Genomic DNA, 19,206 nt, shown 5'->3' on the forward strand with positions numbered 1-19,206 from the left:
CGTAGTTTTTTCGAATCACGTTTTGGGGTGGATTTTTCTAGTGTGAGGGTGCATAATGATGCACGGTCGGTGAATGCGCGTGTTAGACGACAATTAACCTGTCCGGTCAGGCGACAATTATCTTGACCGGTTGAGTATTCACCCCAGAATGGTTTGCCATCAATCGGATGGGAGAAAAACCTTGTCTGGAAAACAGATTACTCAACAACAGGAAATGATTTATATGAATTGGAAAAAAAGGAAATATTTGGGGTCATTTGGGGTCAAATATTTGGGGTCAGAGTAATGTTTGTTGCTATTGTCTCAGCGACCTCCAGCCGACCCGGTCTTTTGGCAGTCGCTCGTCGTAAAGCGCTAGTCCTTTATTAACATTATTTATGATATCGTTTAGCAATTCGGCGCTTACATGTACGTTAAAAGGTTCAGGATAATTGCGCAGTCTCTCCTCTTTCGTCGGACCTGAGCCTTAGTGCTCCTAATGCGGCGTTAATTCACACGCTACGCCCGAAGCATTAGTTGCATAGCGCGATCAAGAATAGCCACTAGCTACTTCCTTCATATTTGCTCTGACCGGAATCAAGCCGGTATATCTGTAAAGCTATGGCAAGTTACGGTCGCTTGATATTAGGCATCTTTTTAAAGCGACCTTTTCACAATGCACCGGTTTACTCATTAATTAGAGCCTACTCAAAAAATATAACCCCATGATTAATAAGGCTCTTTAGCCTATTTTTGATAAAATAGTGCAAAAGCAACGACAGCAACCCTCGGAAAACCTTGCACTTATGATCCGAACGACTAGCTCAAAACAACTGACGATCGAAGCGTTTGATTGGCCGTTTGATACGGCTTTGGACAAAAACAACCGTTGGGTCAAGCTCAGCGCATGCATTCCTTGGGACGAATTGGCTGAAAGCTAATATCGCGGTCTGGAAGCGAATCGCGGTCGGCCGTAGAAAGAAGCGCGCTTGGTGATTGGGGCGGTGATCATTAAACACAAGCAATGCCTTTCTGATGAACCTAGAAAAATCAGTCAAACCAAGCGTTATAATCTGGATGTCCTCAATTATCAGGGCTGAGCCATGGCATTACCGCCTAAAAGCATTCACCCAAACGGTGAGACCGAAACCAACTTAAAAAAACGAGAAATTGCCGCGCTGGTTACCGATACTTTTGATGGCAAAATCCATATTGAATGGGAACCACAAGCTCAGGTGACGCCGCTGGGCCAATTGCCATTTTTCATCCAATATTTAAAAGTCGGTCATTTGTTTGAACCTTGGGTGGAAGACAGTCCCTTGAGCTACGCCAGTAACAATGCCCCGAAAAAGATCAATGTACTGGGCTCATTTTTATTATCGATACTGGCTGGCCACACACGCTATGCGCATCTGACCAGTTTGATGGGCGATACGGTCAACGCTCGTTTATTAGGGATGACCAAGGTGATCAGTGACGACAGTGCTCGACGCGCCCTGCAAAAAACCGATGAGGTTGATGGCATTCGTTGGCTGCAGGACCACTTATATCGCTGCTATAGCCCTTTACTCAGTCAATCCTGGATACTCGATGCCGATGTGACCGTCAAACCTTTGTATGGCAAGCAGGAAGGGGCCGTGGTCGGCTATAACCCCAAGAAACCGGGACGCCCTTCCCATACCTATCACACCTATATGATAGCGAATTTGCGCTTGATCCTGGATGTGGAGGTACAAGCCGGCAACCAAAGTGCATCGTGCTATTCGGCGCCGGGGTTATGGGCCTTGCTGGAACGGATTCCTCGTCAGCATTGGCCAGCTTTTGTGCGTGGTGATTGCGACTGGGGGAGCAATGCCATCATGACCGAAGCCGAACAGCGCGGTCTGCCTTATCTGTTCAAACTACGCCAATCAGGACTGGTGAAAAAACTGATTTTGCAACAGCATTGCCGTCCCGGTTGGGAACAAACCGTGGCGGGTTGGGAAGCCCTTTCCACCGAACTAAAACTCAGCAGTTGGAAAACATCACGCCGCGTCGTCCTGGTCAGGCGCAAGTTATCGGGCAGCGTGGTGGTCGCGCCCAATAACCAACAAGCCTTACCCCAACAACTCTCGCTGATCGAACCGGCCGAGAAGATGGCTGCTTATGAATACAGCGTCTTAGTCACCTCGCTCACCGACGAAGTGGTCAGCCTCGTCCAGCACTATCGTGATCGCGCTGATTGCGAGAATAACTTTGATGAAATCAAAAACCACTGGGGGTGGGGCGGTTTTGTGACCCAGAAAATCAAACCTTGCCGCCTCATCGCCCGCATGATTGCACTGATTTATAACTGGTGGTCGCTGTTTGTCCGCTTGGCGGAACCGGATAAACACTATGAAGCCATCGTCTCTAGGCCATTGCTGTTGCATGGCGTTGGCAAACAAACCACTCATGCTGCGCAAAAGACACTGACCATTACCAGCACCCACGGCAGGGCAAGCTATGTGCGAGCCGCATACCAACGGGTTTGTCAGTTCTTTGAGGAACTAAAAGCCATTGCGCCGCAGTTGACGCCCATTGCCTGTTGGTACCGGATTTTAAGCGAAGCCATGAAAAAATACCTAAACGGCATGATATTGGAACCGCCCGAACAACTCGAATTTGGCTGAAAAAGCTCCTTGCTATTTTGTCAATGAATCTGTTTTGACTATGTCCAAAAGTGGGCAGAATTCCGCTCAACTGGTTTTTTAGGATAAGGGGTGTTGTGGAGGCTGGGGGAGAAAAACCCCGGCTATCCGATTACAAGTGCTTTTCCGGTTTGTATCACCGCTCTATCCCTCCACCGGACCTTTGACTGATTAGGATGGCGGCTGGTGACACGACAGCTTATTTTACCTATAACGACGGCCCGTTTTCAGGTTAACCATCGCCAAAATAAACGATTCTATCCTGCGCGCACCGCTCGGCATCGGCGAGTTTGTTGAACACACCCCAGCATGTCGGCCTATCCCATGCCCCACCATCCAGGCATCGCACCTCATACCGAATACCGGATGGGAACCATATAAACCAGTTTTCACGGTGTTTGGCCTTGTCCGCTTCCCATTCCTCGCGGCTTCGGCTTGGCTTATCGTCATACGACCTTATTCTGGCCACGTACTCATCAAAAGTCTTATCGCCTTGATCCTCGAAGGTATCGGTGACGATGTACGGCACATTCCACCATTGTGCAATTTCTTCCGGCGGGCGTTCCTCATATGCCGATACCTTGAACTCAGGTCGTAATGTTGGATTGATTGGGATTTTTTGCATGGTCATGGTTGCAAGACCGGACTTCTAACCAAGGCGGTCTTTAAGTCGGGTGAGCATATCCATGCGCTCATGTAAGATTGCGATGATACCGGGGGCCTTTCCTTCTTCCTTCACAGCATTTCCTGCAAGACTTCTTCGTAAAATTGATCCACAGATTTTTTCAGAGAATACGCCGTTCTCCGCCTCGACGAGGCGAGGCTTTAAGAACGCTTCTATTTGACGCAGTGCTTCATCGGCATCGTTTGTTTCCGTGTCCGGTAAGACACGATTAAGAACGTAGTCCTTGATGCTTTGACCAGACAATGCGGCAATGGCTTTAAGGCGTTGATGTTGTTCCGGCGTCACTTCGATAGATAAGCGCATCATCGTACCCTCGCAATCTATTTCTCATGCCTTCTTAGCACGATAAGCAACATTTACGTCAATGTACATTTCTTGTTTTTCTTCATCTTAAAAACGGCTTTTTTGAAAGATCGCCACAACCCATCAAATCCGGCTCTCGATCCTTCGTTTTCGATTCTTATAACAGTCTCTTGGACTATCATCCGGATAAAACCCTGATGCGATGGAACAGGGTTTTCGATAGGCTTCAAATCGTACCTGTTCAAGAATGCGGCTTTTAAAGCGGAGAGTTATCAGTCATGCGGAATCGGTTGGCAGTCTGTGGTGTCCTTTTCTCAAGTTTGCCTTTGCTGTGTGTGGCAGAACCGGTGGTAATTTTTGACAGTGGCCACACTCAGCCGTTGCCGGTTCAACCGCAGACATTGCATGTGCAAACACCGGTATCGGCTAACTTTGATGTGCAATTAGATGCTTTGCCAGTCAAAACCCCATCGTTATCACCGGGAAAAGTTGATTCGCGAACGATAGATCGTCCGAATCTGGATCGGCCGATCTTCATAGTAGGCGCCGATCCTTTGTCGATTAGTTGGTTGTTGTTACATCAAGTCCAACTCAAACAGCTTCACGCCATCGGTTTGGCGGTCAATGTCGAAACCCTGACGCAATTACAACAGTTGCAAAACGCCGCCGGTGGCTTGGAGATCCATCCACTGGTCGGCGATGCCGTTGCCGCGCAATTAGCACTGCAGCATTATCCGGTGTTGATCACGGCGTCGCGGATCGAATAGTGAAGTCTCAGTATCCGATTGAAGCCTTGCTGAGGCCGCCGGTAGAGCTGTGGTCGGCTGGTTGCGCCTTCGCTTGTGCGTTGATGGCCTGTCTGGCGCCCTGGGCTATCATGATGACACCCTCAGTGGGTTATGCCACGGCCGTGTTATTAGCACTGCTCGGATGCATCAGAACCCGACAAGCGCTGTTGGTGTTGCGCTATCAACGCAACATGCGCAAGCTGCCGCGCTATGAAATCGTAGCGAAAGACATTCCGGTCAGCCGCCAGCGTTTGTTTTTGGGCAAAGGTTTTTTATGGCAGCAAAAACACACCCAAAGGCTGCGCGATACCTTGCATCCTAAAGTGCGGCCCTATATCGAACCGTCTTTTGCCTATCAATTGGCTCGGCGCCTGGAGCGCCGCTGGGAATCGTCACCGATGTTGCAATCATTGGCTAAGCTGATGCAAAGCCCGGCCTGGTGGAACCCGGTGGCACCGTTACCGCCGGTTGGCGGCAAACCGCAGATACATGCCGTGGAACTCGATGAGCAGCCGGTCAGTATGGATTTGCGCGAACGGGTCGGGCATACCCTGGTGCTGGGCACCACCCGGGTCGGCAAAACCCGGCTGGCCGAACTCTTGATTACGCAGGACATCGCCCGCGGCGATACCGTGATTGTGTTCGATCCGAAAGGCGATGCCGATCTGATGAAACGCATGGTCGCAGAAGCCAAACGCGCCGGCCGCAGTCAGCATCTGTATCTGTTCCATCTGGGCTATCCGGAGATTTCCTGTCGCTATAATGCCATCGGCAATTTCTCCCGCATCACCGAAGTCGCTACCCGTTTGACCAATCCCTTACCCAGCACCGGCAACTCGGCGGCGTTTAGGGAATTCGCCTGGCGCTTTACCAATATGATCGCCGTGGCGCTAGTCAAAATGGGCAAGCGCCCGGATTATAAGTTGATCACTCGCTACATCACCCACATCGAACCGCTGTTGACCGAATACTACCGGCAATGGCTGCCCGACGTGGCGCCGCCGGATTGGGAACAACAGGTACAGCGCATAGCCGCCTCCATCAACGAACGCGATTTACCCTTTGCGCTAAAAGGCCGCTCGCCGGAAGTCATCGCCCTGGTGCGCTATGTCAAAGATAACGGCTTTTACGATGCCGTCGCGGACGGGCTACGTTCCGCTTTCGAATACGACAAAACCTATTTCGATAAAATCGTCGCTTCGTTACTGCCGTTGATGGAAAAACTGATTACCGGCAAAACCGCCGCACTGATCTCGCCGGATTACACCGATATCGGCGACACCCGGCCCATCATCGACTGGCGGCAAATCATTCGCCGCCAGGGCATCGTCTATGTCGGGCTGGATGCTTTATCGGATATGGCGGTGGCGTCCGCGGTCGGCAATTCCATGTTTGCCGATCTGGTGTCCGTATCCGGCGAAATCTACAAACATGGTACCGACCACGGTCTGCCGGACGCGGTAAAAACTCATGATCTGCCGACGATTTCCTTGCATGCCGACGAATTCAACGAATTGATCGGCGACGAGTTTATTCCCTTGCTCAACAAGGCCGGCGGCTCGGGCTTTCAAGTCACGGCCTATACCCAAACCTGGTCGGATGTGGAAGCCCGCATCGGCAACAAGGCCAAAGCCGGGCAGGTGGCTGGCAACTTCAATACCCTGATCATGCTGCGGGTCAAAGAACTGGCCACCGCCGAAATGCTCACCAACCAAATCGACACCTGTAACATCAGCACGCTGATGGAAGTATCCGGCGTCAACGATTCGGCCGATCCCAATTCCCCCATCGATTTTACCTCGCAAAACCAGGATCGCATTTCCGTCACCGAAATGCCGATGATTTCACCGGCCACCGTGATGGCCTTGCCCAAAGGCCAGGCGTTTGCCTTGCTGGAAGGCGGCAATTTATGGAAAATCCGTATCCCGTTGCCGACACAAGCCAATGATGCGCTGTTGCCGAAAAACCTGCAGGAGGTGGCCCATGAAATGCAGCGCCGCTATCTGACCAACGACCACTGGTGGGCGGGCTGACATGGTATCCCAAACTATCCAGCGTAGCTCGGCCCAGCAAGCGGCAGAGCAGGGTATATTGGTCAAACTGCTTACGAAATTGCTGCAAGCGCTGATTTTTCTGATCATGACTTTAGGTTTTTCCATTGCCACTGAATGGGGCGGCATGGCCTCGGGCTTTTGGGATGAAGCGGGCGCCCGGCACAGTCAGGCTATGCTGGAACAAGAACTCAACATCCTGAATTCAGACTTCAAGCGCAGTGTTATCGTTGAACAACCAGTCCAATTCGCCCGGCGATTCGCCAATAACTTTTACGACTTGATCTTTCGCAAAACCGGTATCGAGAGATTGATTTTTGCCTTGGCCAAACCGACATCGGGCGTCGATGACGGTAGCTTCAGAAACCGTTTACGCCGATATTATCAACTGGCACAGGACTATATATTTGCCGCCATGCTGATTACCCAAGTCTTTGCCGTGCGTGTGGCCGTGTTGATCCTCGCTTTGCCGGCCTTCATGTTATTAGGCTTGATGGGGTTGATCGATGGTTTGGTGCAGCGGGATATTCGCCGCTGGAGTGGCGGTCGGGAAAGCTCGTTTGTCTATCACTGGGCCAAAAAATTGCTGTATCCTGCACTGATACTGCCTTGGATATTGTATTTGGCCATTCCCAGCAGTATCCATCCCAACCTCATCGTGTTGCCGTTCGCAATACTTTTTGCGCTGTCGGTCAGGGTGATGGCGTCAATGTTTAAGAAGTATTTGTAATGCTGTAAAGTAAACGAGGTTTCAAGACGTACGTTGAACCTCGACTCATTTTCGGCCGGGTTTCTCCAAACAGGCCAGTTGGAGAAATTCGGATTCTCCGAACTGGAAGTCTACAAAGCGGTCGCTGGTGACCTCACTAATCCGGCCATTACCGGCCGGTGATGATGGCGGCGAAATTTTTGATCCCTATCGGCAACGAATGGCGGCTTTTTGGCAAGCAACCTTAGGCCGTCTTCGGCTCTACCCGGCCCAGACTGTGTCAAAACATCGAACTTGATAAAATAGGCTCACGTGATTGATGGAGCCAGCGAATGAAGCGTTTCATTGAAGGCGAGTGCCGAACACAGACAACGTTATTGCCGGAAAGTATCGATGACTACATCACTGATACCAATCCAGTTCGGGTTGTTGATGTTTTTGTCGACGAACTGGACCTGGGCAAACTTGGATTTGATGGCGTTGAACCGGCAATCACCGGTAGGCCCGCCTATCATCCCGCCATTCTCTTGAAGATTTACATCTACGGTTACCTCAATCGTATTCAGTCCAGTCGGCGTCTTGAGAAAGAGATACAACGTAATGTCGAACTGATGTGGCTGGTTGGACGACTGGCACCCGACTTTAAGACCATTGCCAATTTCCGTAAAGACAACGGCAAGGCGATTCAAAGCGTTTGCCGTCAGTTTATCGTGCTGTGCCAGCAACTAGGTTTATTCTCGGAAGCTTTTGTGGCCATCGACGGCAGCAAATTCAAGGCGGTCAATAATCGAGACCGGAATTTCACTAGCGCCAAGTTGCAACGGCGCATGGAAGAAATCGAGTCGAGCATCAATCGCTATCTGACAGCACTCGATACCGCTGATCGGCAAGCGCCCGCTATAGTGAAAGCAAAAACCGAGCGCTTGCAAGATAAGATCGCCGCACTGAAAGAGCAGATGAAAGCGCTCAAGGACATTGAAGTCGAGCTCAATAAGACACCGGACAAACAGATTTCTCTCACCGATCCAGATGCCCGTTCGATGAAGACGCGTGGCACAGGCATCGTTGGCTACAATGTTCAGACGGCCGTCGATACCAAGCATCACCTGATTGTGGCTCATGAGGTGACCAATGTCGGCATAGACCGAGACCAACTAACTTCGATGGCTAAAAAGGCCCGCACAGCAATGGGCGTCCAAGACCTGACGGCCATTGCCGATCGGGGCTATTTCAAGAGCGCAGAAATTCTGGCCTGCCATGAAGCGGGAATTACTGCTTTAGTGCCTAAATGTAAAACGTCCGGAGCCAAGGCGGTTGGAAGATTTGATAAGGAAGACTTTATTTACGACGCCGAGAACAACGAGTACCGATGTCCGGCGGGGCAGACTCTGAGTTGGCGTTCATCAAGAATCGAGAATGGACTGAACCTGCATCGCTATTGGAGTTCACATTGCCAGTAGTGTGAACTCAAGGCCCAGTGTACGCCCAGCACCGAAAGGCGAGTGACTCGCTGGGAGCATGAAGATGTGCTTGATGCCATGCAAACACGTCTGGATCATGCGCCCGACAGCATGCGCATTCGACGCCAGACAGTAGAACATCCTTTTGGCACCCTCAAGGCGTGGATGGGTGCAACCCATTTTCTGACGAAGACGCTCAATCACGTCAGCAGCGAGATGAGTCTGCATGTACTGGCCTACAACCTTAAAAGAGTGATGAATCTCATGGGAACTACTGCCCTGATGGAAGCAATGGTGGCCTGACGGCCATTTTTTGCTCTATTTAACCTATTACCGATGGCTATCAGCATCAATTTGGTTAAATCAAATCGATCAACCAGTAATCACCATTCAGAAACGTTAACTGCTCAGGACCACATGAGCTCAACAGAATTTGTCGATACCCATTGGATAATTTGACTATTCAACGTTTTGACACGGTCTGGGCCAAAACCGGCCGCTGAGGGCGCCGGCGAAATTTTCCATCCCTAAGTTCGGCGAATGACAGCTTTTCGGCAAGCAACCTTGAGTCGTCATCGGCTCGACCCGGTCACTTTGCGACATTCGATGATTCGTAACGTATGGCACTAGTAAAACCGAAGGCTGTCGTTTAACGCCGCAGCCAGCGGCTTATCCGTTGTAATATTTAGTCAGCCTTGTGTAAATTCATGGACTTCTTCGCTTGCTAACTTTGCGTAACGCAAGCGGTTAACTTCTTTCGAGTCTGATATAGGAAACATGCTTCCGATGAAATATCATCCAAAGTGGGCGACAGGTGCGATACCAGATTACTTACAAAATATATGCCCTAGAGTTCGTTAAGGTTATTATGAGTACAAAATAGGACGTTCCCTAATCAATTGAAATATCATTGAGCTAAGACTTTATTAACGAAGCAACTATCAACCATGCAACTCTTGCACTAATCTTTTCCACCCTGTGACGCAATAGCTTTTATCTCCGCTTTCATTAAGGCATTGCTCGGTGCCCGCGAGCCAATCCTCCGGTAATAATGAACCATTTTGAGTACAATCTAATTGAGGAAAAGTATCTTTAACGGCAAACAAACATTGCGTAAAAGTTTTGATTTGAGCAGCGCTTAACTCGCGTGTTGTTGAAAACGAAGAAATTGGCTTAGGATCACGAGGGTTAGTAACGCTTACAGTTTCCGGTAACATCCAATGAGTACCAAAGCCTCCACGCATTGCCAATACAGGAGGCATGGGCAAATAATGCATGTGTATAAAAGGCCCAGACTTCGCTTTTTCGCCGCTTTCTGCTACGCATTTTCCGTTTAATAACTCAGCAGCACGGCAAATTTGTACCAGCAACTGTCTTTCCAAACCGCTAGCGAGGCGCTCCTGAGCGGTACCAGCAAACAAATTATGAATGCCTCTGTCTTCGTCGTAATCAATACTAAATGCCGATGCATCTAACACAATTATATGAATATCAACTGGCTTGCTGCTAGTCCATTGCCGTAAAGTCGAATGCAAAGCGTACAATAATGAAATCAAACCTCTATTTTCGTTGACACCACCGTCAGTTACGTAATATTTGGCACTGACTTTTTTCTGGCGATCAATTTCCCAAACACCGCTGTTAGCAAAAACTGGGGGAAAATTGGCATTTAATGCTGCAACTGCGGGTATAGGTAGGGAAGGGTCTCTTACAATTTTATACGTTAAATCAATATCACTATTGATCCCAATTTTTCTTTCTAAATTGTCATGAAGTCTACAAATGGAGGTATTACTTAGGTTAGTGAAAATTAAGCGCCCGCCTTCCAGCCGAGTAAAAACCATATCTTCGCTGTTCACAGAAGTCGGACTAGCAAACAAATCGGTCAAAAATGTAGAATCAGTTGCGGGATGTGCGGCAATAGTAGTGTTGAGAATTAAGCCAACATCTTGCAGGTCACCCAGAGTTTTTTTGCCTCCCTTCTGCTTATCAAATTGCCGATCGAAACTTTCCACTAGTAATTGTGCTAGTCCTACTCTACGAACCAACCGCCATTCAGCAAAGCCTTGCAACACTTCTTGGATGTGATTGAAACTCATAGCATCAATGAACGTTGTCCAATTGTTTGGCACTTTATGCGAACTCAACAACTGCTCACGGTGAGAGGCAAAATAAGCCAAACTGACTCCGCCGCCAGATACACCGCTGGTCAGTACAATATCCTGTCCTAGGCCGATTCGGGTTAAGCCTTGCAATGCAGCGGTTGTGTATAAAGCAGCGCGAGTACCGCCACCGGAAGCAGCAATTAGTATTGCAGGCTTGTTACTGTCGCCTTTCTGCTGTAAATGCTTTAACAACTCGAAAGGGTGTTCCGGTAAGGCATCTGCGGTGACTTCCGCTATTGGCTCGCGAATCAAGTTGCCATCTGATTGCCAAGTACAACCAATAAATAAAATTATTATCCCTACAACAGCTAAATTGGTAATGACAAAATAGTTCCGGATGCGTCGGCGTAATTCATGTAGATGAGATTCGAGCTTTTTATAATCCGGCAACGGTAAATATTTTTTCTCATTTTCAACTAAAAGAGTAAATAATTCGGTATTGCTATATGTATGGAAGGCGGGCCTGGATGTGTTATTCAATAACCGACCAACAACTGCAAACCGAGCGCTCCCATGAGGTTGTAATCGACGTTCGTTTAATTTCACTTTTACATCGGTATCTATGACTTCAGAAAGGTTGTATTCCACAAACATTTGGCAAGAATCAAGGTTCTTAATATTTTTGTCAGACAGTAAACCGAACAACTCTAATTGCAATGGCCGGTGTAAACAGCCTTCTAGAGTCCACGCCAAAGCGTAAAACATCACAACTGTCATTGTCACCACGCCAAAAGGTGCAGCATCGATTACGTAACTGACGTATTCGATATCCTTAAATCGACACACTGACAACGTAATAACCAACAAAGAAATTCCCATCGGTAGCCCCGTCAAAAACCAACGCCTAAACAGAGTTAGTTGCTGATTCCAGCTAGCACTAATGTTACCCATGCTCATTATTAGCCACCATAATGCGGCTACAAAGAATGCTCCCAAACTCAGAGAACTACGATTCGAGACCAATACATAAAAAGAGGGAATCAGCAATAACAGTAATGGCGATGATAATGGTGCTGTCAATGAATACAGAATCCTGCTATTATTCAATTCAGGCTCTGGCGGAGCAACGAATAACTCACATCGTGCCAACGCGTTCCGCAACGCCAATTTGAAGTCTGAGAGTTTAGATAAATCAGCCAATACCCATTTTGGCAAGAAAAAACTCAATAAATAAGCCAGTCCTACCAATAATACAGCTAAAACCGAAAAGGCAGTGACATAAGGGGAATGCTGTGCCTCATATTTGTCGTAACCTAAAATAATGATAATAAATAAAGAAATTATACTCAAATAAAAACAAAGCGGTGTCCAAAGCCATTCCTGAGGTATTTTTGGAATAACAGAAAATGGGCGTGCTGCGTGTATTGCGGTTAAAACGAGTAAAAAAGCAAAAATTAACTGCAATAAACTATAAAAATTAAATGTGACACCAGCACAAGTTCCCGTATTGTTCCAAGTTTCGACTATAGCAACTAATAGCAAGGCAAAAGGTAATAGCAAAATTACAATTAGTGTCACTAAAAAACTAACCATCACCCCAAACCTTATCGTTATCTCATGAGTGGGCAGATTGGGTATGCGATCAACCAATTTGACTTTCCTCCTTTCTATTAGCTTCCAGCCTCTATCCACCATCTGATAAACACAGTAAAACAACGAAATCGACAAAAAGACAAAGACCAAACCCAAACTCAATGTCGTATAAGGATGGGGAAATACAGCACACAGCGAATCGAACGTGGGTCCGTATAAGGTAAATACAAGCATGACCGAGAGCATAATTGACAGGACAAAAGGCGGTCGCCATTTCCAATTTCGGAGTTTTGTACTTTTATCTGGTTCGAGCATGTATCGTGTATTGATCCAGAACTCAGTATGGCGCATGGCTCGATCAAGAGCCCAAGGTAAATCAAGAAATAGAATTTTTCCCAGCATCGAAAAAATGCCCATGAGCTATTCACCGGTTTAAGTTTCAAACGAACTACTTTAATACTTCAATTTCTACCAAGTTGACAATAACAATTTTATTATTCTGAAACGATCGACCTTGCAGGTGTCGACCAGACTAAATATAGGCCACCGCAGAAATTAAGTGATTTAAGTGCAGACCTCTATTTTTCGCAGATCACATAGAGTCCGTGATATAACATCCCGAAATCGAAAGACACTTCTATCGCGAAAGCCAACTCTCCTCAATTAGTCATTCGCCTACAAACTCTTTCCTTTTCTGTGTATCATCTTCACGCTGAAGAGTAGAGACAGGTTAATACTAGATTGCTGCCATTCAAAGCAATAAATCTAGTGGCAGCAAAGGGTCGCTATGTTAAGCTCAACATAACGACCCAAACGCGACATTAGCCTCAAGTTACTAAACGGCAGCTAACCGACAGAAAACGGACGACTAATATTCATAAACATCAGAAATCTTGACCAAAATTCTCAGTAGTAATCATTTGATTTATACGCTATACAGTTAACTGAGTTGAGTAGTGAAACCTATCGCATGGTAATGGTGGCGAATTGCGGTTTCAGAACATTCAAATTCAGGACAACCGGGAGGCCGGGCATAATTTCGATAAGTTAAGATTGGTAATCTGGTTTTTTATGCGAAACTCAATCTACGGTTTCTTTCGCATCTGTCGACCAATAAAACCATAAAATTGATAAAAATATTTAATTGGATAGCCAATTCGGCATTTTAACTCTAATCATGGGTAAACGTTATGAATACCTCAAAAAGAATATTCGTGTTTTTGTTTTTACTTCTCGTATTATCTTCCTGCATGGATGATCCTGACCAAGGTAATCCAAAGCCGAAAGGCTACGGGACACCGAGCAGCAATAGGACAGAGGCAGATAAAGTTATTTCACCAACAACACCTACTAATCACGAATAATAAATATAAATTGATATACCTAGTTGTTAAGGATGTTTAATTTGTTATTATTTTATAATAACAAATAGACAAAAAGGAGATACGCTCATACGTATTTTTGCCGACATATCTTGAAGTAAACTCATGTTACCGTTTACAGTTGGATGTATATTTAAGGGGTTGATTCAATATGAAGACGTCAAGTCGTCTATCTATATTGCTTATTTTAACTGAGGCGATTACAGGTTGTTCCCTGACCTCTGTTGTAAGTCCAGTGACTGTTGATTCGCAAGATGAAGCCGCTGCGGTGCTGTTTTCAGTGACTGGCGTAGCCCCGTGGAATCAAATTGCCGATGCAATGCAGCCAAATTTCTCTCTGAATACTGGTGATAAAGCCTTGGACGAAGCGTTACCAATTACCCTTCGCTTTCAAGAGCAAAAATTGCGTGCGTTAGATGCTAATCTTGCCATTGGTTTAGTTCCTGACGGGTCTAGTATTTCAAATGACTCCAACATAAACGAAGAAATTATTCCGGAGACACCTAATGGGGCTCCTGCTGGAGGAAACCTGCCTACTGGATTTTCTAACGAAGGCAATGTGACCGTATCCCCCCTCCTCAAATTTCAAGTAGCAAAAGGTTTACTACAATCTATTCAACTCATGAACCAAGAAGTTCATAATGCAGCGCTTTTAGGTTGTTATGTTCCCTATCTAATAAGCGCAAAAATTGGGGTGCAGCCTTATCGCCCAAATCTAGGTTACGACTTGAATACTCGTATAGCATTCTTCCCAACAGATAAATCGAATAATAGAAATACAGAAAAACAGACTAAACCTGATAGCACTATTTATTCAAAACAAGAAAACAGAGCATATATTTTATCTTCTTTCGCCAAGATAGAAAAAAATAGCCAAGGAATGGCATGCATGAATGCAAATGATATTCCAAAAGTTGTACCTATTCTTGCTACCGATGATCTTGAGCGAGCCATGAAATCACGTTCTGAAGAAGTAGCTCTTCAAATTGCTTTAGCAGCATCCGGTTTAGGAAATGCCACTGGAGGTAAATTATCAGTAAACAATCTGAATCAAACCGTTAATGCTATTATTGGTTCAGATCTTAACAGTCGGTTAACTGTAACCAGAGAAGTAGATAATGTTATAAATGTAAAAATAGGCGCTTCCAATCAGGCTACCGCGGGAGAAGCATTAGTTGGTCAGAATTACGATATTTCCCTGATACTTCTTGTTCCACGATCTTATTTCAACGAATACTTGGATTCCGGTTCCGCAAAAGGCCCAAGTTTGGTGAGTGGTCCAATTATTCAAGCGCTTAGTTATACTCAGTTCCGAAACGCTGTTACTGGAGAAGTATTATCACCTCGCTCACCCGATACGTTCTTATCTCAATTTGACGAAGTAATGAAGGAGATTTTATCGGGTACTGGTAATTCAGAATTACTTATTGAGTGGGCCGATATAGAAAAAGAAGCACGCGAACAGGTGGGACGAGAAATTCACGGTTATATTCGTAGCGGCAATTATGAAGATTTCAATAATAAACTATTTTTCTCAACGGATAATCCAACAGAAATCAGGAGTGATTTTTTTAGAGCCAAAGATATAATAAAAAACATAGGCCCGTTGTGGGCGCCGTCATTATGGACACGTGCAAGCACTATACTTTCTGATAGCCCGTTTAAAAGTCACTTTATACAATTGCGATTGCCAGAACCGATTACCGTGCCAGCTCAAACTGCAGCAATCATAGATAACAGAATAGACAATGCAACTATTCAATTGGCAAATGTATATGGCGACTCTATAGACTCATTAATGGCAGCAATAACATTTACTCCAAAGGGCAATAGGAATGCAGTTGTTCTGAGAGCGCAAATTAATCTTGATCGCACAAAAAAGTTATTAACCTTCATATTCCCATCATTGAATGCACTTGGAGTAACTGAAATCGAAAAGAATGGAAAATTAGAAATTACGCAACGAGATTGCTCACCCGAAGAGCTATGCCCTAAACTAATGATTCCGGAATCATTTGACATTTGGCTGCCTGTGATCAAGCCCGGTCTTAACCAAACAAAGAGTGCGCCTAAATAATACAATTTTAGGCAATAAAAAGCTGAATTTTATAACTATTAATTTATAGGCTGGGGGTTTTATATACTCAATATTATCATTATTGATGATCACTATTGATATGTAGCGGACATTCAATTTCTAGTACTATTCGACTGGTCATGGCCGGCCCAAGTCGATGACGACTCAAATTTACACGCCGAAAAGCCGCCATTCGTCGAATTGAAGGGCTAAGAATTTCGCCGACATCATCAAGGACCGGTAATTGGCCGACTGCCGGAACCCACGAAGGGCTGCTTCGTAGAAGCGAAACCCGAAAAACGATGTTTGGGCGAGCGGCCGCTTTGGAGAAGCGCGATAGTCAAAAATGGGTCGTCAAGCGACCGTCCGTTCTTCAGATTCATCGCCGGAAAGCCGTCATTGAATTCCGGTGCCTGAATATTGAGATCATGCGGTCGGTTCCGTTCCATCGTCTTGATTCCCAAACATAGCTGGTAACTGTACCTCAAAAATTCTTTGCATAAAACCCTAGTGCCATGACTTAGGGTTTCAACTGGGCTTTTGCCTGCCAGTCATAAACAATGCGCTCCAACTATTCCAGGTCAGGAGCGGGTTTCAATGCGTTGCAAAAAGCGGCTTTTGTTGATTCTACTGTGTTTGCCATGGTCAGTGTTGGCTGATTTAGATGGAGAGCGGACGGCTTTGGCCAATCTTATTCATGAACTGAATGCTTTGGAACCGCTCATCGCTGAAGCGCAGGCTCAAGCGGATCAGGCGGGAAGGTTGCAATTTCAATACGACTGGTTGCGGCTGGATATTGAACGCATCAAGCTGGGTATACAAGAGCACCTGACCGCACCTCGGCAGGCTCGCAGTTTTCCGCCACTGAAAGGCGATTACCGGCGTTGAGCTTGGCAGCATGACGAATACCCAGCTCTCGGCCTTTTCGCATGCCACTGGTGGTGCAGTGCCAGGCCACTTGGTGCTGGCGATCGCCGGAGTGCTGGCGGTGATTTATCTGATCTGGTTAGCCTGGTTGGCCCATGCGCAACTGGTGGCCTGGCAAACCGGCCAAGCGGTGTTTTATGACCTGCTGTTGACCATCCTGCGCGGCGGCGTGATCGCGTTGTTGCTCGGTTTCTTAGTCCGTTAATGCCTGAATCATCTGAGGAGTTCATCATGTTAAAACGCTTACGACACACTTTGTTTTCTCAATTTCTCGTGTTATCAGCTTGTTTGACGTCGCTCAGCGGCAATCTGTATGCTGCATTACCCACGGCGGTGGCGCCCAGTAATGCCCCGAAAGCCGGCGACTGGCTGACCTTGATCAAAGGTTATGCCAAAGATGCCGGTTTGGTGATCGGGTTGGTATTGGCGGTGGTGGCTTTTTTGTGGATTGCCTGGATAACGATCTCCAAATTCAACGAAGCCCGCACCGGCCGAGCCGAATGGGGCGAGGTGGGCTTGACCGCCGTAGTGGCGGCCGGCGTGATGATCTTCATCAGTTATCTGCTCACCGAGGCGTCAAAGGTCATTTAAGCATGGACGATTCCAGCGAAACCTTGGCCGATCGCCTCAATCAGGAGCCGGTCATCTTCAGAGGCAGCACACATTCCGAGTTAGGGCTGATTTTGCTGTTGGCCACGCTGTTCTGGTTGCCGGTCAGTTTGCTGATTGCTGCCTGTTTGGGCGCGCCGGCCATGGGCCTGGGCTTGACAATGGTCGGCGTATTAGGGACGATCGTGTTCGGTTCGACCTGGTTTCAACGTATCAAGCGCGGCCGGCCGGATTATTACTACCAGCATCGCTTGATGATTATCCTGCATAGATTCGGGTTGCGTAAAACCCGGCTGATTCTACGCAGTGGTGTTTGGGATCTGGGCCGCACGGTATCATCCTCACTGGTTAGAACGACGTGATGCGTTATCACGATGTGAATAGCCGGTTAGTGGCGCATATCCATACCCTGCGAGCCGTGATTGTCGGCTTGATGGTGCTGATATTACTGCTGGGTTATGCCTGGCATGCCGCCCGCAGCGATATCCGGATTCACATTCCACCGGATCTGCGTTCGGGAGCAGTGGTCAAAGCCGGTGATGTCGCTCCAGCCCATGTTTATGCCTTTGCGGCTTACATCTTCCAGCAGCTCAATCACTGGGACCGCGATGGCGAAACCGATTACGGCCAGCAGATTTTCCGCATGGCGGCCTATTTAACCCCGGATTTTCGCGAATACCTGAGCAACGATTTAGCCATTCGCGGCAAACGCGGCGAATTGGCAGGCCGGGTGCGTTCGATTCAACCGGTGGCCGGTCGCGGTTACGAAGAACGCCGGGTCGAAGTCATCGATCCCAACACCTGGCTGGTCTGGCTAGATTTTACCATTCAGGAAACCGTGCGCGGCATGGACGTCAAACAAGTGCACATTCGCTATCCGTTAACGGTGGTGCGTTACGACGTCGATCCGGAGCTCAATCCCTGGGGACTGGCATTAAGCGGTTTTGCCGGCGACGGACCGACGCGTATTCAAGCCCAGGAAGAGACTGCGGCTGCTGACGAGTGAGGCTGAGCGGATGAAAACGACTAGCCAACTGCTTTCCATCAAACTCAGGTTACTAGGCGCTTTGTTATGCTTTGGCATCGGTTGCAGTCAACCGACTTGGGCCGATACGGGCGTGGAACGGTTGTTTTGGGATAAAGTGCCGCTGCGCATCACCTTGCCGGTGGGCCAGGAACGTTTGGTGAGCTTTCCAGGCGACGTTCGGGTGGGTATTCCGCAGCCCTTGGCGAGCAAATTACGCACGCAAAGCCATGCCGGTACCATCTATTGGTTGGCCAAAGAGGTGTTTGAGCCGCAGCGCATTGAAGTGCGTGATTTGAAGGGGCAGGGCATTGTATTGATCGATCTGAGTGCCGGGCAGTCACCGGGTTTGCCGGACAATCCGATTGAAATTCTATTCAAACCCGGCCAACCTTCACCGGTTGTAGGCTTGTTAAGCGCGGATTCGGATTCAACACCAGCGACCGGTAAGCAAAAATCAAAACAAGGTAAACAATCGAAAACCGCAGGCCTCGTGGCATTGACCCGCTTCGCGGCCCAGCAGCTCTATGCGCCGGCCCGCTTGTTAAAAGCCAACCCGGCGATACAGCGGGTGTCGGTCAGTCAAACCCCCATCGAACATATGCTGAGAGGAGAAAGTTTAAAAGCGACGCCGATGGCCAGCTGGCGCAGCGGCAAATTGTATGTCACGGCACTTGAAATCAAAAACACCGGCCCGGATCCGATCGATCTCGATCCCCGCCAATTACGCGGCCAGTGGCGGGCGGCGACGTTTCAGCATAGCCATTTGCATCCGGCTGGTAGCGAAGCCGATACCAGTGCCGTGTATCTGGTGTCGGACCGGCCCTTTCACGAGGCACTTTGAG

16 protein-coding genes and 2 pseudogenes are annotated in these 19,206 nt (G+C 47.7%); 14 read left to right on the top strand and 4 right to left on the bottom strand.

From position 1 onward, the window contains the following. Positions 1-12: 12 nt before the first annotated feature. The 3 genes and pseudogenes from ACW73I_RS05865 to ACW73I_RS05875 all read left to right on the top strand — a co-directional run. Positions 13-126, top strand: a pseudogene (locus ACW73I_RS05865) (hypothetical protein); the annotation flags it as partial. A 659-nt stretch (positions 127-785) separates the two neighbouring features. Continuing rightward, the gene (locus ACW73I_RS05870; protein WP_458028306.1) at positions 786-920 is read left to right on the top strand and encodes a hypothetical protein; all 135 of its coding nucleotides are present in this window, start codon (positions 786-788) and stop codon (positions 918-920) included. Between the two features lie 162 nt (positions 921-1,082). Then, positions 1,083-2,630 carry a transposase gene (locus tag ACW73I_RS05875; RefSeq protein WP_458028307.1) on the top strand — a complete coding sequence of 516 codons (1,548 nt, stop codon included), beginning with the start codon at positions 1,083-1,085 and terminating at the stop codon, positions 2,628-2,630. A gap of 250 nt (positions 2,631-2,880) precedes the next feature. Here ACW73I_RS05875 and ACW73I_RS05880 read toward each other — a convergent pair whose 3' ends face one another. Together ACW73I_RS05880 and ACW73I_RS05885 are read right to left on the bottom strand one after the other, a co-directional pair. Next, positions 2,881-3,273, bottom strand: coding sequence for a hypothetical protein (locus ACW73I_RS05880; RefSeq protein ID WP_458028308.1), 393 nt, complete (start codon positions 3,271-3,273; stop codon positions 2,881-2,883). 24 nt (positions 3,274-3,297) lie between these two features. Then, positions 3,298-3,639: a hypothetical protein gene (locus ACW73I_RS05885; protein WP_458028309.1), complete on the bottom strand. Its 342-nt coding sequence runs from the start codon at positions 3,637-3,639 to the stop codon at positions 3,298-3,300. Positions 3,640-3,983: 344 nt separating this feature from the next. Here ACW73I_RS05885 and ACW73I_RS05890 point away from each other — a divergent pair, with 344 nt between their 5' ends. The 4 genes and pseudogenes from ACW73I_RS05890 to ACW73I_RS05905 all read left to right on the top strand — a co-directional run bounded on the left by ACW73I_RS05890 (position 3,984) and on the right by ACW73I_RS05905 (position 8,947). Further along, positions 3,984-4,403, top strand: a complete 420-nt coding sequence (locus tag ACW73I_RS05890; RefSeq protein ID WP_458028310.1) for an integrating conjugative element protein — start codon at positions 3,984-3,986, stop codon at positions 4,401-4,403. Next, on the top strand, positions 4,403-6,457 hold the full coding sequence (gene traD, locus ACW73I_RS05895; RefSeq protein WP_458028311.1) for a type IV conjugative transfer system coupling protein TraD: 2,055 nt from the start codon (positions 4,403-4,405) through the stop codon (positions 6,455-6,457). Before ACW73I_RS05890 ends, traD begins: the two co-directional genes overlap by 1 nt. A gap of 1 nt (position 6,458) precedes the next feature. After that, entirely contained in the window at positions 6,459-7,205 is a 747-nt protein-coding gene (locus ACW73I_RS05900) for a TIGR03747 family integrating conjugative element membrane protein (RefSeq protein WP_458028312.1), read from the top strand. 311 nt (positions 7,206-7,516) lie between these two features. Beyond that, positions 7,517-8,947, top strand: a pseudogene (locus ACW73I_RS05905) (IS1182 family transposase). 638 nt (positions 8,948-9,585) lie between these two features. Here the strand turns inward: ACW73I_RS05905 and ACW73I_RS05910 are convergent. After that, complete coding sequence (locus ACW73I_RS05910; protein WP_458028313.1) at positions 9,586-12,759, bottom strand: patatin-like phospholipase family protein; 3,174 nt, start codon at positions 12,757-12,759, stop codon at positions 9,586-9,588. 1,116 nt (positions 12,760-13,875) lie between these two features. Here ACW73I_RS05910 and ACW73I_RS05915 point away from each other — a divergent pair. Continuing rightward, complete coding sequence (locus tag ACW73I_RS05915; RefSeq protein ID WP_458028314.1) at positions 13,876-15,801, top strand: hypothetical protein; 1,926 nt, start codon at positions 13,876-13,878, stop codon at positions 15,799-15,801. Between the two features lie 230 nt (positions 15,802-16,031). On the opposite strand, the gene ACW73I_RS05920 is transcribed toward ACW73I_RS05915, so the two are convergent. Beyond that, entirely contained in the window at positions 16,032-16,250 is a 219-nt protein-coding gene (locus ACW73I_RS05920; RefSeq protein ID WP_458028315.1) for a hypothetical protein, read from the bottom strand. A 148-nt stretch (positions 16,251-16,398) separates the two neighbouring features. On the opposite strand from ACW73I_RS05920, the gene ACW73I_RS05925 reads away from it, so the two are divergent. From ACW73I_RS05925 to ACW73I_RS05950, 6 genes are read left to right on the top strand one after another with little or no spacing between them, the layout of a single operon-like run. Continuing rightward, positions 16,399-16,689: an integrative conjugative element protein, RAQPRD family gene (locus ACW73I_RS05925; RefSeq protein ID WP_458028316.1), complete on the top strand. Its 291-nt coding sequence runs from the start codon at positions 16,399-16,401 to the stop codon at positions 16,687-16,689. A 10-nt stretch (positions 16,690-16,699) separates the two neighbouring features. Continuing rightward, positions 16,700-16,933 (top strand): TIGR03758 family integrating conjugative element protein, encoded by a 234-nt coding sequence (locus ACW73I_RS05930; RefSeq protein WP_458028317.1) that lies wholly within the window; start codon positions 16,700-16,702, stop codon positions 16,931-16,933. Positions 16,934-16,959: 26 nt separating this feature from the next. Continuing rightward, positions 16,960-17,319, top strand: coding sequence for a TIGR03745 family integrating conjugative element membrane protein (locus tag ACW73I_RS05935; RefSeq protein ID WP_458028318.1), 360 nt, complete (start codon positions 16,960-16,962; stop codon positions 17,317-17,319). Between the two features lie 2 nt (positions 17,320-17,321). Continuing rightward, the gene (locus tag ACW73I_RS05940; RefSeq protein WP_458028319.1) at positions 17,322-17,699 is read left to right on the top strand and encodes a TIGR03750 family conjugal transfer protein; all 378 of its coding nucleotides are present in this window, start codon (positions 17,322-17,324) and stop codon (positions 17,697-17,699) included. Then, complete coding sequence (locus tag ACW73I_RS05945) at positions 17,699-18,343, top strand: PFL_4703 family integrating conjugative element protein (RefSeq protein ID WP_458028320.1); 645 nt, start codon at positions 17,699-17,701, stop codon at positions 18,341-18,343. Before ACW73I_RS05940 ends, ACW73I_RS05945 begins: the two co-directional genes overlap by 1 nt. Positions 18,344-18,353: 10 nt before the next feature. Next, positions 18,354-19,205 (top strand): TIGR03749 family integrating conjugative element protein, encoded by an 852-nt coding sequence (locus ACW73I_RS05950; protein WP_458028321.1) that lies wholly within the window; start codon positions 18,354-18,356, stop codon positions 19,203-19,205. The last annotated feature ends 1 nt before the right edge of the window (position 19,206 follow it).

This window comes from Methylomonas sp. MgM2 (assembly GCF_054172045.1).

Excerpts from the sequence above, each read along its gene's own strand:
- ACW73I_RS05915 (WP_458028314.1), top strand. The coding sequence starts at position 13,876 with ATGAAGACGTCAAGTCGTCTATCTATATTGCTTATTTTAACTGAGGCG.
- ACW73I_RS05880 (WP_458028308.1), bottom strand. The coding sequence starts at position 3,273 with ATGCAAAAAATCCCAATCAATCCAACATTACGACCTGAGTTCAAGGTA.
- ACW73I_RS05875 (WP_458028307.1), top strand. The coding sequence starts at position 1,083 with ATGGCATTACCGCCTAAAAGCATTCACCCAAACGGTGAGACCGAAACC.
- ACW73I_RS05950 (WP_458028321.1), top strand. The coding sequence starts at position 18,354 with ATGAAAACGACTAGCCAACTGCTTTCCATCAAACTCAGGTTACTAGGC.
- ACW73I_RS05920 (WP_458028315.1), bottom strand. The coding sequence starts at position 16,250 with ATGGAACGGAACCGACCGCATGATCTCAATATTCAGGCACCGGAATTC.
- ACW73I_RS05945 (WP_458028320.1), top strand. The coding sequence starts at position 17,699 with ATGCGTTATCACGATGTGAATAGCCGGTTAGTGGCGCATATCCATACC.
- ACW73I_RS05885 (WP_458028309.1), bottom strand. The coding sequence starts at position 3,639 with ATGATGCGCTTATCTATCGAAGTGACGCCGGAACAACATCAACGCCTT.
- ACW73I_RS05940 (WP_458028319.1), top strand. The coding sequence starts at position 17,322 with ATGGACGATTCCAGCGAAACCTTGGCCGATCGCCTCAATCAGGAGCCG.
- ACW73I_RS05935 (WP_458028318.1), top strand. The coding sequence starts at position 16,960 with ATGTTAAAACGCTTACGACACACTTTGTTTTCTCAATTTCTCGTGTTA.
- ACW73I_RS05930 (WP_458028317.1), top strand. The coding sequence starts at position 16,700 with ATGACGAATACCCAGCTCTCGGCCTTTTCGCATGCCACTGGTGGTGCA.
- ACW73I_RS05900 (WP_458028312.1), top strand. The coding sequence starts at position 6,459 with ATGGTATCCCAAACTATCCAGCGTAGCTCGGCCCAGCAAGCGGCAGAG.
- ACW73I_RS05870 (WP_458028306.1), top strand. The coding sequence starts at position 786 with ATGATCCGAACGACTAGCTCAAAACAACTGACGATCGAAGCGTTTGAT.
- ACW73I_RS05925 (WP_458028316.1), top strand. The coding sequence starts at position 16,399 with ATGCGTTGCAAAAAGCGGCTTTTGTTGATTCTACTGTGTTTGCCATGG.
- ACW73I_RS05910 (WP_458028313.1), bottom strand. The coding sequence starts at position 12,759 with ATGGGCATTTTTTCGATGCTGGGAAAAATTCTATTTCTTGATTTACCT.